General features: G+C 69.6%; 13 protein-coding genes and 1 tRNA gene. 10 read left to right on the top strand and 4 right to left on the bottom strand.

The features are described from left to right. Nucleotides 1-111: 111 nt before the first annotated feature. The 3 genes from NK718_RS15580 (at nucleotide 112) to NK718_RS15570 (ending at nucleotide 3,614) form a co-directional block, all read left to right on the top strand. Nucleotides 112-1,752, top strand: coding sequence for a flavin-containing monooxygenase (locus NK718_RS15580; protein WP_254744129.1), 1,641 nt, complete (start codon nucleotides 112-114; stop codon nucleotides 1,750-1,752). A gap of 88 nt (nucleotides 1,753-1,840) precedes the next feature. Beyond that, complete coding sequence (locus tag NK718_RS15575; protein ID WP_254744127.1) at nucleotides 1,841-2,725, top strand: IclR family transcriptional regulator; 885 nt, start codon at nucleotides 1,841-1,843, stop codon at nucleotides 2,723-2,725. 127 nt (nucleotides 2,726-2,852) lie between these two features. Next, the gene (locus tag NK718_RS15570) at nucleotides 2,853-3,614 is read left to right on the top strand and encodes a GntR family transcriptional regulator (protein WP_254744125.1); all 762 of its coding nucleotides are present in this window, start codon (nucleotides 2,853-2,855) and stop codon (nucleotides 3,612-3,614) included. A gap of 40 nt (nucleotides 3,615-3,654) precedes the next feature. Here the strand turns inward: NK718_RS15570 and NK718_RS15565 are convergent, their stop codons facing one another. After that, a complete protein-coding gene (locus NK718_RS15565) occupies nucleotides 3,655-4,506 on the bottom strand; it encodes an ABC transporter permease (protein WP_254744123.1) in 852 nt (283 codons plus the stop codon). A 20-nt stretch (nucleotides 4,507-4,526) separates the two neighbouring features. Then, nucleotides 4,527-5,300, bottom strand: a complete 774-nt coding sequence (locus NK718_RS15560) for an ABC transporter ATP-binding protein (RefSeq protein WP_254744121.1) — start codon at nucleotides 5,298-5,300, stop codon at nucleotides 4,527-4,529. A 413-nt stretch (nucleotides 5,301-5,713) separates the two neighbouring features. Between NK718_RS15560 and cofH the strand changes: the two genes are divergently transcribed. Genes cofH through NK718_RS15525 form a run of 7 tightly spaced genes read left to right on the top strand, consistent with a single transcriptional unit; the run spans nucleotide 5,714 to nucleotide 12,475 of the window. Continuing rightward, complete coding sequence (gene cofH, locus NK718_RS15555; RefSeq protein ID WP_254744119.1) at nucleotides 5,714-8,116, top strand: 5-amino-6-(D-ribitylamino)uracil--L-tyrosine 4-hydroxyphenyl transferase CofH; 2,403 nt, start codon at nucleotides 5,714-5,716, stop codon at nucleotides 8,114-8,116. A 26-nt stretch (nucleotides 8,117-8,142) separates the two neighbouring features. After that, entirely contained in the window at nucleotides 8,143-8,805 is a 663-nt protein-coding gene (gene npdG, locus NK718_RS15550) for an NADPH-dependent F420 reductase (protein ID WP_254744117.1), read from the top strand. 5 nt (nucleotides 8,806-8,810) lie between these two features. Next, a complete protein-coding gene (gene cofE / locus NK718_RS15545) occupies nucleotides 8,811-9,575 on the top strand; it encodes a coenzyme F420-0:L-glutamate ligase (RefSeq protein WP_254744115.1) in 765 nt (254 codons plus the stop codon). Next, the gene (gene cofD, locus NK718_RS15540; RefSeq protein WP_254744113.1) at nucleotides 9,572-10,516 is read left to right on the top strand and encodes a 2-phospho-L-lactate transferase; all 945 of its coding nucleotides are present in this window, start codon (nucleotides 9,572-9,574) and stop codon (nucleotides 10,514-10,516) included. Before cofE ends, cofD begins: the two co-directional genes overlap by 4 nt. Further along, nucleotides 10,513-11,106: a 2-phospho-L-lactate guanylyltransferase gene (cofC, locus tag NK718_RS15535; protein ID WP_254744111.1), complete on the top strand. Its 594-nt coding sequence runs from the start codon at nucleotides 10,513-10,515 to the stop codon at nucleotides 11,104-11,106. The genes cofD and cofC overlap by 4 nt, the downstream gene beginning before the upstream one ends. Before the next feature lie 28 nt (nucleotides 11,107-11,134). After that, the gene (locus NK718_RS15530) at nucleotides 11,135-12,052 is read left to right on the top strand and encodes an LLM class F420-dependent oxidoreductase (protein WP_254744109.1); all 918 of its coding nucleotides are present in this window, start codon (nucleotides 11,135-11,137) and stop codon (nucleotides 12,050-12,052) included. A gap of 27 nt (nucleotides 12,053-12,079) precedes the next feature. After that, the gene (locus NK718_RS15525) at nucleotides 12,080-12,475 is read left to right on the top strand and encodes a helix-turn-helix domain-containing protein (protein ID WP_254744107.1); all 396 of its coding nucleotides are present in this window, start codon (nucleotides 12,080-12,082) and stop codon (nucleotides 12,473-12,475) included. 73 nt (nucleotides 12,476-12,548) lie between these two features. Here NK718_RS15525 and NK718_RS15520 read toward each other — a convergent pair whose 3' ends face one another. Beyond that, nucleotides 12,549-13,529: an ABC transporter substrate-binding protein gene (locus NK718_RS15520; protein ID WP_254744105.1), complete on the bottom strand. Its 981-nt coding sequence runs from the start codon at nucleotides 13,527-13,529 to the stop codon at nucleotides 12,549-12,551. 569 nt (nucleotides 13,530-14,098) lie between these two features. Then, a tRNA-Thr gene (locus NK718_RS15515) sits at nucleotides 14,099-14,173 on the bottom strand. Nucleotides 14,174-14,619: the final 446 nt, after the last annotated feature.

The raw sequence follows: 14,619 nt of genomic DNA, 5'->3' as shown, positions 1-14,619 counted from the left end.
CCGCCGATCCCCGACTAACCTTCGCGCACAGTCCGGGTCGCCGCCTGCGGCCCGAAGAGGATGCCTGCCGCGGGCGACGCGCGGGCTGACGATGGCCAAGCGGGGAACGCCATGACAGTGGAACACGGGCAAGCGCCCACCGATGTCGCGGTCACGATTGTCGGCGCAGGATTCTCGGGCCTCTACCTGCTGCACCGGATGCGCGGGCTGGGCCTCTCCACGCGTGTCTTCGAGGCCGGCTCCGATGTCGGCGGCACCTGGTACTGGAATCGCTACCCCGGCGCGCGCTGCGACGTCGAGAGCCTCGAATACGCGTATTCGTTCCTTCCGGAGCTCGAGACCGAGTGGCGCTGGAGCGAGCGCTTCGCCTCCCAGGGCGAGATCCTCGCCTACCTCAACCACGTCGCGGACCGGCTGGACCTTCGTTCCGGCATCACGTTCGACACAAAAGTCACCTCGGCGCGCTGGGACGAGGACAGCAAGACCTGGACGGTGACGACGAACACGGGCGAGGTGGTCCGCTCCCGCCATCTCGTCATGGCCACGGGGCCGCTGTCCGCCCCGACCCGCCCGCGCTTTCCGGGCATCGATTCGTTCAAGGGCGAGAGCTACCACACCGGCCAGTGGCCCACGGAACCGGTGAGCTTCGCCGGCAAGCGCGTGGCCGTCATCGGCACGGGGTCGTCGGGCGTGCAGGTCATCCCCGAGATCGCGAAGACGGCGGAACACCTTTACGTCTTCCAGCGCACCGCGCATTTCTCGATCCCCGCGCGCAACGGTCCGACGGACGAAGATCGGCGGGCCCACTGGCACGCGAATTTCCCCGAGCTTCGGCGCATCGCGCGCGAGCAGAGCCGGACCGGCTGGATTCCCGATCCGCCGAAGGGGTCGGCCCTCGCCGCCACCCCCGAGGAACGCGAAGCCGAATACCGGCGTCGGTGGCGTGCTGGCGGACCGTCGTTCCTCTACGCCTATTCGGACATCGGTACGAACCAGGAGGCCAACGACACCGCGGCCGACTTCATCCGGGCCAGGATCCGGGAGATCGTGAAGGACCCGAAGACGGCGGAGATCCTGATCCCGCGGGGCTATCCCGTCGGGGCCAAACGCATCACGATCGGCACCGATTTCTACGAGACGTTCAACCGGCCGAACGTCACGCTCGTCGACGCCAAGGCGACGCCGATCACGGCGATCACGGAAACCGGCGTCACGACGTCCGCCCAGCATGTCGACGTGGACATGATCGTCTACGCGACCGGCTTCGATGCCCTCACGGGAGCGCTGACCCGCATCGACATCCGGGGCGCGGGTGGCGTGAGCCTCAAGGACAAGTGGGCCGAGGGCCCGGCCAATTACCTGGGCGTGACCACCGCGGGGTTCCCGAACTTCGCGATGATCACCGGCCCGGGCAGCCCCTCCGTGCTGAGCAATGTCGTCACCTCGATCGAACAGCACGTGGACTGGGTCACCGACCTGATCGCCTGGATGGAGCGCAACGGGGTGGTCCGGATCGAGCCGACGGAAACGGCCGAGCACGTCTGGCTCGAGCACAGCCGCGCGCTGGCGGACGCCACGCTCTTGCAGAAGGCGGATTCCTGGTACGTCGGCGCCAACATTCCCGGAAAGCCGCGGGTTCTCCTGGCCTATGTCGGCGGCGTCGACGCCTATCGCAGGAAGTGCCAGGCGGTTGCGGCCGCCGGCTACGAAGGGTTCGCGATCGAGCGCCGCGATCTCGCCGGCACGGGCTGACGGCGCCGGCGCCGCGATCCGTTTTCTCGATAGAAAAAGGGTGACGAATCCGGTATCGGACGGAGACGACGGTGGCGGGATCAGTTCGATGGCCAGACAGGCAAACGCGGCAGCGGCGCGAAAGACGGCTCCCGCGGCGGACGGCGAGCCTCGCCGCAAGTCGCCGAAGACCGGCGTAGCGAAAGCCGACCGGGCTCCCGACGGGGAGGCCGAGGCCCGCGGCGCGGGAAAGGTGGTGGGCGCCGTCGTGGGCGCCATCAAGATCCTGCGCTATCTGGCCGCGGCCGGCGAGCCTGTCGGCGTCTCCCGCATCGCCAAGGACACCAAGCTCAACACCTCCACGACCTTCAACATCCTGCGCACCCTGATGGCGCACGACTTCGTGCAGTTCGAGCCGCTGTCGAAGACCTACCAGCTCAGCCTCGGGATCATGGAGATCGCCCGCGCCGCCACGGCGGTGGGCGGCGACATTTCCTCCGTCTTCCCGCTGATGGAGCGGATCGCCCAGAAGCACGGCGTCACCGTCACGCTCTGGCAGCCGGTCGGCAAGGATCGCAAGGTGCTGATCATGGCCGCGCATACGCGCAACGCCATGCGCATCCAGATGGCCGTCGGCCAGCGGCTCCCCCTTTTGCTGGGCGCCACCGGCCGCCTGTTCGCCGCCTACAGCGACATGAGCAAGGACGAGATCAAGCGCCAGTTCTCCGCCATCCGCTGGAACAACCCGCTGACGTTCAAGGACTTCATGGCGCAATGCGCCGAGGCCAAGGCGCGGGGCTACGCCGTGGACGAAGGCAACTTCGCCGTCGGGACCGTGCTGCTCTCCGTGCCGATCCTGGACCGCGACGGCCATGCCTCGATGGCCGTGACGGCCAACATGTTCGCCGGCCAATACGGTCCCGAGCGCGCCCACGGCATCGTGGGCGACCTGCAGGCCTTCGCCGAGCAGGTGTCGAAGATCCTGCAAAGCTGAACGGCCTCGCCCGCGGAACTGAGCCGCGCGAGCCCCCCGTCGCAGTCCGTCTCCCCGATTCGGCCGACTTGACAGGCCGGGGCTGCGTCGTGGAGCAAGGACATCTTGGGCGGATATGGACGGCCTCGTGAGCGCGACGCGAAAACCCCACACGATCGGATACCGACAGATCGCCGGCATTCTCGTCGGCGAGATCCAGAACGGTCAGTGGACGACGCAGAACCAGTTCCCGACGGAGATGGAGCTCGTCGAGCGTTTCGGCGTCGGCCGCAACACCGTCCGGGAGGCGCTGCGCGAACTGCAGGATCTCGGCTACATCCGACGCCGCCGCGGCGCGCGGTCGGTGCTGGCCACGGCCTCGCCCGACAGCGCCTTCGTGAACGCGGTCCACTCGGCCCACGAACTCCTTGATTACGCCAAGGTCACCCGCTTCACGCTGCTCGCCACCGAGACCATCCGGGTCGACGCGGCGCTTTCGCGGATGCTCGAGGTGGAGGCCGGCGGCGAGTGGGTGCGCATCGGGCTCCTGCGCAACCGCGAAGGGCAGACCGCGCCGCTCTGCTATTCGGAGGTGTACGTGGCCCCGGCCTATGCCGGCGCCATTGCCGATTTCGAGAACGAGGGCGAGCTGTTCGCCGCCATCGAGCGCCGGTATCACATCGTCGTTCGACGGATCGAGCAGGAGATCGAGGCGATCCTGGTGGACGCCAACATCGCCTCGCGGCTCAACGTGCCGATCGGATCGCCCGCGCTGCGGGTGCGCACCAAGTTCTTCTCGGGCGACGACGAACTCGTCGAGATCGGCGTCGTGAACTTTCCCGCGTCCCGCTACAAGGTCCGCCTGTCGCTCGACCGCCGGAGCGCGCCCGCGGGGATGACCGCGGGCTGACCGCGAGGCGGCGGCGGCGCGGAGCGCGGGGCGCGCCGCCTCAGTTCTGCATGCTCCCGGCCGTCTTCCAGCGAAGCGCCCGATTGGTCAGCGCCGTGATCAGCCAGTCGACCACGAGGGCGACCACCAGCAGGCCGAAGATCGCGGCGAAGGTCTGCGCGGCCGAGAACTGGCTGGCGCCGCGCGACAGCAGGAAGCCCATGCCCTCGTCGGAGGCCAGCATTTCCGCGACCACCACGCCCACCAGGGCGTAGGGCACCGATATCTTCAGGCCGGCGGCGACCCAGACGAGGGCGGACGGCACGATGACGCGCAGCGCGACCTGGAGCGGGTTCGCGCCCATGATGCGCACCGCGGCGATCAGCTCCTGGCTCACCTCCCGGACGCCGAAATAGGTGTTGTAGTAGACGAGGAAGAACACGATCGTCGCCGAGAACATGACCCGGAATTCCATGCCGAGCCCGAACCACAGCAGGAACAGCGGAGCCAGCGCGAGGCGCGGCAGCGTGTAGAAGGCGGTGACGATCGGCTGCAGGATCTCGCCGACCCGCCGCCAGGCGCCGGTCAGGAAGCCGAGCACCATGCCCGCCGCCGCGCCGAGTAGGAAGCCTAGCGCGGTGGCCTGCACCGTGACCCAGAGGTTCCTGACGAAGGTGCCGTCGAGCGTCCATTTCCAGATCTGGGCGCCGATGTCGCTCGGCTTGGAAACCATGAGCTTGGGCACCCATCGGTCCGACGCGTATTCCCACAGCACCAGGAAGGCGCCGATCAGGATGATCTGGATGACGAGGTTTTCCACCGCGCGCCGGGCGGGACTGATGCGCACGGGAGCCTTGCGGCGACGGCGCGCGGAGAGTTGGGCCTGGCTTGCGGGACGAACGGGAGCGGTCATGTCGGTCATCTCTGGCCCGTTCAGTGCTGCTTGGATTTGGTGAGCGCGTCGGCCTTGCGCAGGAGTTCCCGCAGGTGGACCTCCATGTCGGCATAGGTCTTCGTGGTCCGGACCTCGCTCAGTTTCCGGTCCTTGCCGAAGGGAACTTCCGTCTCCTCGAGAACGCGGAGAGGCAGTCCACCCAGGACGATGATTCGGTCCGCGAGCAGGATCGCCTCCGAAATGTCATGGGTGATGAACAGGACGCTCTGTCCCGTTCGCGCGACCGTGTTGAGCAATTCCTGGTGCATGACCTCGCGCAGCTGCGCGTCGAGGGCTCCGAACGGCTCGTCCATGAGAAGCATGGGCGGGTCGTAGATGATGCTGCGGGCGAGCAGCGCGCGCCGCTTCATGCCGCCAGACAGTTCGGACGGATACTTGTTGCGGTGCTCGGCGAGGTTGACCAGGCGGACCGCCTTGTCGAGCTTCTCCTCGCGCTGGGCCTTCGGAACGCCGCGCAGTTCCAGCGGCAGGGTGATGTTCTTGGCCACCGTCGCCCAGGGCAGCAGGGTGTCGCCCTGCGTCATGTAGCCGACGTCCCGGTTGAGGCCGTGCAGGGGATGGCCGCCGAAGTTGACGCCGCCGCGCAGCGGGTTCAGCAGGCCCGCCGCGAGATTCATCAACGTCGACTTTCCGCAGCCCGACGGACCGAGGAGGGCCACGAACTCGCCCTGCTCGACATGCAAGCTGAACCCCTGCAGGAGCTCCACCTCATTCTGGTAGCCGAAGTGCACATCGTTGATGTCGAGGAGCATCGGGCCGAATCCTCACCCTGCTATGAAGCCGGTCGACTTATGCCGCCGGCAACGCTTTGTCGATCTTGCGCCGGCGACCCGCGCCTGATCAACGCGCAAGTGCCCGGTCGCCCCGGCCAGGCTCGCCGCCGACGGCGCCCGCCGATTGCCAAACCTAGGTGACGCGATCCGCTCAGGCAAGCAATTTTTCTTCATGGAGAACGTCATTCTCATTTTTCGGCGCAAGTCCCGGAAATCGTTGCCTCACCTGCCCCGAACAGGCTGGATCGGCAGCGTTCCGGAGCGCGCCATTCGGAGTTGCACCCCTCACTCCGCGTTGACGACGCCGTCGTTGGTGGTATGTTGTCCATACAACTTCGTCCGCGCAAGCCTGAAAAGCGAACGCAATCAGCGTGGCCGGGAGGATGCCGAGAATGGAACGAACCGGCCCATTTTGGCCTGACGAAGCCGCCGTCACCGCCTGGCTCGCGCGCCTGGACGGCATGCCGCCGGGAGAACTCGGGGACCGGGCCCGCAGCCTCAAGGCCTCGGCTCACGGCCGCCTCGTGTCGTATTCGCCGAAGGTGTTCATCCCGCTCACCCGACTGTGCCGCGACGTGTGCGGCTACTGCACCTTCACTCACCCGCGGCGCCCCGGCGAACGCGCCTTCATGACCGCCGACGAGGTGCTCGCGGTGGCGCGCGCCGGCCAGGAGGCGGGCTGCACGGAAGCCCTGTTCACGCTGGGCGAACTGCCGGAGCAGCGCTATCCCGCCGTGCGGCGCGAGCTCGACGACCTCGGCGCTTCGTCGACCCTCGACTATCTCGCGCGCATGGCGCGGCTCGTCCTGGACGAGACGGGCCTGCTGCCGCACCTCAACGCCGGCGTCATGGGGCGAGACGACCTTGCGATGCTGCGGCGCGTGGGCGTCAGCCAGGGCCTTATGCTGGAGGGAACTTCTCCCCGCCTGATCGAGCGCGGCGGTCCGCACTACGGCTCGATCGGCAAGCAGCCGCAGGCGCGCATCGACACCATCGCCACCGCCGGAGAGCTCGCCATCCCCTTCACGACCGGGCTCCTCATCGGACTCGGCGAGAGCCGAGCGGACCGAATCGAGGCCCTGCTCGTCATCGCCGCGCTCCAGGTGCGCTACGGCCACATCCAGGAAGTGATCGTCCAGAACTTCCAGCCCAAGCCGGGCACGCGCATGGCCAACGTTCCAGGCGCCTCGCACGAGGAGCTGCTGTGGACCGCGGCCGCGGCGCGGCTGATCCTCGGCGCGGCGATGTCCATCCAGGTTCCGCCGAACCTGAGCTACGACCGCTTTCCCGAACTTCTCGACGCGGGGATCAACGACTGGGGCGGCGTGTCGCCCGTCACGCCCGACCACGTCAATCCGGAGGCGCGCTGGCCGGCCATCGAATGGCTGCGCGCCGCCACCGAGGCGGCCGGTCAGAGCCTCGTCGCCCGCCTGCCGGTCTATCCCGGCCATGTCGCCGACCGGGACCGCTGGATCGATCCCGGCCTGCATGCCGCCGTGCTGCGCCAGAGCGACGCCTCGGGCTGGGCGCGGGCCGACCGCTGGTCGCCCGGGCTCGCCGGCGTCGCGCCATTCCGCGCCCCGGAAAAGGGGCGGCGCCAGGTTCCCGCGCTCGAGGCCCTGCTGGCGCGCGCCGAGGCCGGCGACCGGCTCGGCGAGAGCGAGGTCGCGGCCCTGTTCGCCTGCCGCGGACCGGACGCGGATCGCGTCATCGAGAGCGCGGACGCCCTGCGGGCGAGGGTTAGCGGGGAGGACGTGCGCTACGTCGTGAACCGCAACATCAACTACACCAACGTGTGCAGCTGGCGGTGCACCTTCTGCGCCTTCTCCAAGGGCAAGACGGCCGAGACGCTGCGGGGCCGGCCCTACAATGTTCCGATCGAGGAGGTGACGCGCCGCTCCGCCGAGGCCTGGGACCGTGGCGCCACCGAGGTCTGCATGCAGGGCGGCATCCACCCGTCCTATACCGGCGACACCTATCTCGAACTGCTCAGGGCGGTCCAACGCGGCGCGCCCGGCATGCACGTCCATGCCTTCTCGCCGCTGGAAGTGACGCACGGTGCCGAGACGCTGGGCCTGGGCATCGAGAGCTATCTCGGCCGCCTGCGGGACGCGGGCCTGGGCTCCCTGCCCGGCACGGCCGCCGAGATCCTCTCCGACGACGCCCGCGCCATCCTGTGTCCGGACAAGCTGTCGACGGCGGGCTGGCTCTCCGTAATGGAGGCGGCGCACCGGGTCGGGCTGCGCTCGACCGCGACCATCATGTTCGGCCATATCGACACGCCGGCGCACTGGGCCCGCCACCTGCTCGCGCTGCGCGACCTGCAGGAGCGCACGGGCGGCTTCACCGAGTTCGTGCCGCTTCCCTTCGTGCACATGGAAGCGCCGCTCTACCACAAGGGACGGGCGCGCAAGGGGCCGACCTTCGAGGAGACGCTGCTGATGCACGCGGTGGCGCGGCTCGTCCTGCATCCCCTGATCGCCAACATCCAGGTGTCCTGGGTGAAGCTGGGCGGCGACGGCGTCCGCGCGGTGCTGCGCGCCGGAGCGAACGATCTCGGCGGCACCCTCATGAACGAGAGCATCTCGCGCGCCGCCGGCACCGAGCACGGGCAGGAACTGCCGCCCGAGGCCATGGATGCGCTCATCCGCTCGGCCGGGCGCCTGCCCGGCCAGCGCACCACGCTCTATGGCGTCCCGCCGGCGGGCCAGACGGCCCGCAGCTACGGCGCGCGCGAACTCGCCCCGCTGGTCACCGGCGAAATCGGCGGGCCACGCAGGCGGGCGGTCGCCTGAAACGAAATTTCGACGCGGAGACCACAATGAGCGACAAGCCCACCATCGCCGTCATCGGCGGCACCGGCGCCGAAGGCAGCGGGCTCGCCTTCCGCCTCGCCCATGCGGGCCACGCGGTCGTCATCGGATCGCGCGACGCCGCGAAGGCGCAGGCGACCGCGGCGGAGCTGAACGCCGCGCTGGGCACGGACGCCGTTCGCGGCGCACGCAGCGACGAGGCCGCCGCCGAGGCGTCCATCGTGCTCCTCACCGTCCCCTACGCCGCCCAGCAGGCGACCGCGCTGGACCTGAAGGACCAGCTGCGGGGCAAGATCCTGGTCGACGCCACCGTGCCGCTCGTCCCGCCCAAGGTTGGCCGCGTGCAGCTCCCCGAGGGGGGCTCGGCGGTGGCGCAACTGCAGCTTCTGCTGGGCGACGAGGTCAAGGTCGTCGCCGCCTTCCAGAACGTCTCGGCGCATCACCTGAAGGATCTCGGCCATTCCATCGACTGCGACGTGCTGGTCTGCGCCGACGACGTCGCCGCCGCCGAAACCGTGATCGGCCTCGCCAAGGCCATCGGGCTCTCCGCGTACTACGCCGGCCCGGTCGCCAATTCGGCCGCGGTCGAGGCGCTGACCTCGGTGCTGATCACCATCAACCGCCGCCACAAGGTGGCCGGCTCCGGCATCCGCATTACGGGGCTCGGCTGATCGCCATGACCCACCGCCTGGAGCTTACGGCGCTTCCGGACTTCCCCACCGTGAAGGCGGGCGACGACCTCGCGCGTCTCGTGCACGAGGGACTGGGCCGCGCCGGCGTTGAGCCCCGTGCGAGAGACGTCGTCGTGCTGGCGCAGAAGGTGGTGTCCAAGGCCGAAGGGCGCGCCGTGCGGCTGGCGGACGTGGTCCCCTCCCCGCGGGCCGTCGAGCTTGCCGCCACGGCGCTGAAGGATCCGCGCGTCGTCGAACTCATCCTGCGCGAGAGCCGGGAGGTGATCCGCTGCCGGCCCCACGTGATCATCGTCGAGGACCTGCGGGGCTACGTGATGGCCAATGCGGGCATCGACGCGTCCAATGTCGAGGGCGACGGAGAGGAGACGGTGCTGCTGCTGCCGGCCGATCCCGACGCCAGCGCGGCGCGCCTGCGCGCCGACCTCGACCGCCTGACGGGCGCGCGCATGGGGGTCGTCATCAACGACAGCTTCGGCCGCGCCTGGAGGCTCGGCACGTGCGGCACCGCCGTGGGCGTCGCGGGCCTCCCGGCGCTCCTCGATTTGCGAGGCCGGCCGGACCGCAACGGCCGCACGCTGATGACCAGCGAACTGGCCCTCGCCGACGAGGTCGCCGCCGCCGGCTCGCTGCTCATGGGCCAGGGCGGCGAGGGCCACCCGGTCATCCACATCCGCGGCGTCCCGGAGGTGGGCCGGGACGGCCGGGCCGCCGATCTCGTCCGCCCCCGCAACATGGATCTCTTCCGATGAGCAAGGTCGTGGCCCTCGCAGGCGGTGTCGGCGGCGCGAAGCTGGCGCACGGGCTCGCCTTGGCGGGAGCGGACCTGACCGTGGTCGTCAACACGGGAGACGATTTCCGCCCCATGGGGCTGCATGTCAGCCCCGACATCGACACCGTGGTCTACACGCTGTCCGGCCTCGCCAACCGGGCCCAGGGCTGGGGCATCGAGGGCGAGACCTGGTCGTTCATGGAGCAGGTCTCGCGGCTCGGCGGGCCGACCTGGTTCAATCTCGGCGACCGCGACCTCGCCATGCACGTGCTGCGCACGCAGCGCCTCGCGGCCGGCGAGACACTCACCGCCATCACGGGCGACTTCGCCGCGCGTCTCGGTATCGCCTCGCGCATCCTGCCCATGTGCGACGAGGCCGTCGCCACCATGGTGCGCACGCCCGACGGTGAGCTGCCTTTCCAGGACTACTTCGTGCGGCTTCGCTGCGCGGTGACGGTGGAAGGGTTTCGCTTCGCCGGAATCGACAACGCCCGCGCCAGCGACGAGGTCGTCGCCGCCCTCGCCGATCCGGACCTGAGCGCCGTGATCGTCTGCCCGTCCAACCCCTTCGTCAGCGTCGATCCCATTCTCTCCGTCCCCGGGCTGCGCGCCGCGATCCCGAAGAGCCGGCCCATCGTCGCCGTGTCGCCGATCATCGCCGGGCAGGCGGTGAAGGGCCCGGCGGCGGCGATGCTGCGCGACCTCGGCTTCGACGTCTCGGCGCTGGGCGTCGCCCGCCACTACGCCGGGTGGATCGGGGGCCTCGTCGTGGACACGCGGGACGAAGCTTTGGCCGCTTCGATCGAGGCGCTCGGCATGAAGGTGCTCCTGACGGACACGCTGATGAAGACCGACTCGGACCGCGAGCGCCTGGCGCGCGAGACGCTGGCCTTCGCCGAACGGCTTGGAGGCGCGCCGTGATCGACATCCTGATCCCCTGCAAGGGCTTCGCGGCGGGCAAGTCGCGGCTGGCGCCCGTGCTGACGCCGGATGCGCGCGCCTGGCTGTGCGAGACGCTGCTCAGCCGGACGCTCGCCGCCGCGCTGGCCTTTGCGGGTCGCGGCGGTCGTGTCGCCGTCGTCTCGCCGGATCGCGTCGCGCTGGATCTCGCCTCCTCGCTCGGGGCCCTCGCCATCGAGGATCCCGGGCAGGGCCTCAACCCCTCCCTCGCCCGGGCCAATTTCGAGTTGGCGGGCGCGGGCCCCCTGATCGTCCTGCCGATCGATCTGCCGCGCATCGTTCCCGCCGCGCTCGAAGCGCTCGTGGCGTCGGACAGCGAGGTGGCGCTCGCGCCCGATCTCGCCCGCACTGGCACGAATGCGCTGGGCCTGGGGCGGGCCGCCCGCGCGGACTTCGCCTTCTCCTTCGGCGAGGCGAGCTTCGCGGCCCACGCCGCCATCGCGCGCGCCCGGCGCCTCGCCGTCCGCACGGTGGCGGATGAGCGCCTCGGCTTCGATCTCGATACGCCATTCGACCTGCTCCGCCTCTCGGCGAGCGAACTCACACTCTGACGACATCCAGCGCCCCCAGGAGAGACCGATGAAGCCGCATGAGATCGTGAAGTACGCCGTGAACGTGAACCAGTTCACGCATCTCGACGACTTCCAGGGCATGGTCACGTTCGTGAAGAGGGCGGACGAGCTCGGCTACGACAAGGTCCGGTTCGTGGACCACATCGTGGGCGTGATGGTCGAGAAGCATCCCGAGATGCCGTACACGCCCTACACCCACAAGAGCCGGTTCTACGAGGTCTTCACGACCATGGCGTATCTCGCGCCGCAGACCTCGCGCATCAAGCTCGTGACCGGCGTGCTGGGGCTTCCGCAACGCCAGACGGCGCTCGTCGCCAAGCAGGCGGCGCAGATCGACGTGCTGACCGGCGGCCGCATGCTGCTGGGGGTGGGCCTGGGCTACAACAGCACCGAGTTCGCGGCGCTCGAGACGGAGTTCAAGACCCGCGCGCGGCGGTTCGAGGAGCAGCTCGACGTGCTGCGCATGCTCTGGACCCAGGAGGTCGTCCACTTCGAGGGGGCCTTCCACAAGCTCGACTGGGTGAACGTCAACCCGCTCCCCGTGCAGCAGCCCATCCCCATCTGGATCGGCGCCGGCCGCACCGAGGCCCCGGTGCCGGTCGATGCGGTGCTGAATCGCATCGGCCGCAAGGGCGACGGATGGTGCCCGCTGTTCCGCATTCCCGACGGCGCGGAGACGCTCGACGCTCCCGCGCAGGAAGCGATCGCCAAGGTGAACGCCGCCGCCGTCGAGGCGGGCCGGGATCCGACGACGATCGCGCTGGAGCTCGGCCTCTATCCGGACGGCAAGAGCCGCGCGCAGGTCCACGACGAGATCGCGGCCCTCCACGCCCTCGGCTCGGAACACCTCCACGTGCGCTTCGCGGGCAAGACCGCGAAGGAGCAGATCGACAGCCTGCACCGCTTCATGGACCTGGTGCGCTGAGGCGATGCGAACCGACGGGAACCCGACATGAACGCACGTCATGACCCCAGACAATGGCACGGCATGCCGGTGCCGCCGGCGGGATCCGCGGACTCCGAGAGCTGGCCGCTGTCGACCTGCCTCGCCGCCCTCGCCCGCCAGGTGACAAACCATCCCGCTCCGGTGGACTGGGATGACTTCTCGTCCAGGCTCCAGACCTGCACCGAAGCCCAGATCCGCGTGCTCTGGCTCATTTCCTGCGGGCTGCTCAACAAGCAGATCGCGCATCGGTGCGGGATCTCGGAAGCCACCGTGAAGAGCCACGTGGCGGAAGCGCTGAAGCGGTTGCGGATCCGCTCGCGCACGGCCGCGGCCGCGCGCATCGCGGTGTTCCTGGACCGCCACATGGCCCTGATCGAGCGGGACGCCCCGCTCAGCGCCTGAACGTGCGAGACGACAGGTCCGGAGCCGGTGCGGCGGCAACACGCCGCACCGGCTCCAAAAGTCCGGCGATGGCTTACTTCGCCTGGGCCTCCGGCAGCACGACCTTGTCGAACGCCGCCCGGCTGTAGTCCTTCTGGGAGCTCTTCGCCTGCATGGCGAGAGAGTCCTGCCACGCCGTGCGGCTGACGCGCGCGCCGTCAAGGAAGGCGCGCCTCCCGGCCTCGTATCCGTCGTTCCAGAGGGCCTGGTCCAGGTCGGGGAAGTAGCGGTCCTTGACGAGCTTGGATGACTGGGCGGGCTCGTTCTTCAACCGGGCGATGGCGTCGGCGTATCCGGCGTGGATGCGCTTCACGAGGTCGGCGTTCTGGGCCGCCCAGTCGCGCCGCGCGAACACGGTCACGAAGGGCAGGTTCTGGTAGGTCTCGACGTCGCCGCGGGACAGGCTGATCCAGCGCACGCCGGTTCCGTCCACGAGGTTGGGCGCGAGCGACCCGGTGACCCAGAAGGCGCCGTCGATCTGCCCGTGGCGGATGGCCTCGATCATGGCCGGCACTTCCGGCAGGGTGCGGAACCGGATGTCCTTAATCGACGACCCGACCGTCCCCATCAGCGAATCGAGCATCGTGTAGTTCGCGCTGCCCGGGGCCGAGCTCACAAGGTTGAGGCCCTTCAGGGCCTTGATCCGCTCGGCGATCGGCGCATCCGCCTTGACCGGCAGCTTGGCCGCCGCCGCGGACGACAGGATGATCTCAGCGAACGGACCCGCCAGCGCCGCGACGGCGACGAGGTCGGCCCCTTCCGCGATCGCGTCCGTTCCGGTGGTCGTTCCGACCTGGCAGAGATCGGCCGCCTTGGACACCAGGGCGGCGATGCAATTGGGCGACGCGCCCCGCAGGTCGGTGACGTTCAGCGCGACGCCGTGGCGCGCGAAAATCTCCGGAGCCGCCACCGCGAGCGCGGCCGGGGCGTGCGCCAGATTGATGGCCGCCACCGCGAGGTTCACCTTGTCCTGCGCCCGCGCCGAAGGGGCGGAAAGCAGGGCGGCGGCCGCCATGAGGCCGGCCGGAAGCGCCCGACGAAGGCGGCTCGGCGTCCGGCGTGCGAGGTTCGTGAAAGGCAAGGCGAAGTCCTCCAAGATTGCGTGTTGTCGACAGGACCATCCTGTCCCGGTTCGGCCGCCCCGCCGGCGCGAAGCACGCCCCCGCGCCTCGCGCCGAACCCGGATTGAAGGCGCTTCCACGACAGATCGCAAGCACTCTTTTGCTATGGAGAACGTTATTCTTTCTGGTGGAAGGAGGCGGGGCGGGGCGCGCGGGCAGAGCGATGGGCGCGAACGGTGCCGACCTCGCCTCGCTACGGGCCGGACCGGTGGTGCCGCTCCTCTCGCTCACCCCTTCGGCCTGGCCATCGGCTTCGGTGCGCAGGCGGCGCTGCTGGCAAGCACCACGCGCGCCATGGTGTCAGGGGCCCTATTTCGGCCAAGCCAGTGACCATCCGCAACGGGCCGGGGCGCCCTATTGCCCGCCAAGGCGCTGTTGCGGAGGGCGTGACGTTCGACAGCGGATAGGAGGGCGATCGGAGGCGGTGGGCGGCCCGGCGAATAATGGGACGCAGCGCTTTTGCTGGTGCTGCCGGAGAGGATTGAACTCTCGACCTCTCCCTTACCAAGGGAGTGCTCTACCACTGAGCTACGGCAGCAAGCGGGGACCCGGGAGGGGGTCCGAAGCGGCGCGGACACTGCCACAGGGGCAGCGCGGGCGCAAGCGTCGGGCCGGGGTTTTTTCCAGCCTTTTGGGCGCGGCTCCGGGCGGCTCGCGGGGGTGGGCGGTGAGCCAGCGGGAGGCGTTTAGGCGTCGGGCCGCAGGCCCGCCCGTCCCCGGAGCGGTGCAGCGCCAGCGGAACCGCATCCGGGGCCTGGCGCACTATGTCGCGCGTCAGCGCGTCCTGATGGAAAAGGCTTATGGAGCGCCGCTACCCGGCAACATCCATGCGCTGGCTCCCGGACACCCCTCCGCTGTCGCTGCGGGGTTCCGGGAACGGGACGGGCGGACTGGCGTCCGCCCTTTGCGCTGTCGCTGCGGGGTTCCGGGAACGGGACGGGCGGACTGGCGTCCGCCCTTTGCGCTGTCGCTGCGGGGTTCCGG

Origin of the sequence: Alsobacter ponti (assembly GCF_024294805.1) — a bacterium.
Taxonomy (GTDB): Bacteria; Pseudomonadota; Alphaproteobacteria; order Rhizobiales; family Beijerinckiaceae; genus Alsobacter; species Alsobacter ponti.
This window is presented reverse-complemented; position numbering and strand designations above follow the sequence as displayed.

What these genes read in the sequence shown, in the direction of transcription:
- NK718_RS15575 (WP_254744127.1), top strand. Translation starts at nt 1,841, where the DNA reads ATGGCCAGACAGGCAAACGCGGCAGCGGCGCGAAAGACGGCTCCCGCG.
- npdG (WP_254744117.1), top strand. Translation starts at nt 8,143, where the DNA reads ATGAGCGACAAGCCCACCATCGCCGTCATCGGCGGCACCGGCGCCGAA.
- NK718_RS15580 (WP_254744129.1), top strand. Translation starts at nt 112, where the DNA reads ATGACAGTGGAACACGGGCAAGCGCCCACCGATGTCGCGGTCACGATT.
- NK718_RS15530 (WP_254744109.1), top strand. Translation starts at nt 11,135, where the DNA reads ATGAAGCCGCATGAGATCGTGAAGTACGCCGTGAACGTGAACCAGTTC.
- NK718_RS15520 (WP_254744105.1), bottom strand. Translation starts at nt 13,529, where the DNA reads ATGGCGGCCGCCGCCCTGCTTTCCGCCCCTTCGGCGCGGGCGCAGGAC.
- NK718_RS15560 (WP_254744121.1), bottom strand. Translation starts at nt 5,300, where the DNA reads ATGCTCCTCGACATCAACGATGTGCACTTCGGCTACCAGAATGAGGTG.
- NK718_RS15525 (WP_254744107.1), top strand. Translation starts at nt 12,080, where the DNA reads ATGAACGCACGTCATGACCCCAGACAATGGCACGGCATGCCGGTGCCG.
- cofH (WP_254744119.1), top strand. Translation starts at nt 5,714, where the DNA reads ATGGAACGAACCGGCCCATTTTGGCCTGACGAAGCCGCCGTCACCGCC.
- NK718_RS15565 (WP_254744123.1), bottom strand. Translation starts at nt 4,506, where the DNA reads ATGACCGCTCCCGTTCGTCCCGCAAGCCAGGCCCAACTCTCCGCGCGC.
- cofD (WP_254744113.1), top strand. Translation starts at nt 9,572, where the DNA reads ATGAGCAAGGTCGTGGCCCTCGCAGGCGGTGTCGGCGGCGCGAAGCTG.
- cofE (WP_254744115.1), top strand. Translation starts at nt 8,811, where the DNA reads ATGACCCACCGCCTGGAGCTTACGGCGCTTCCGGACTTCCCCACCGTG.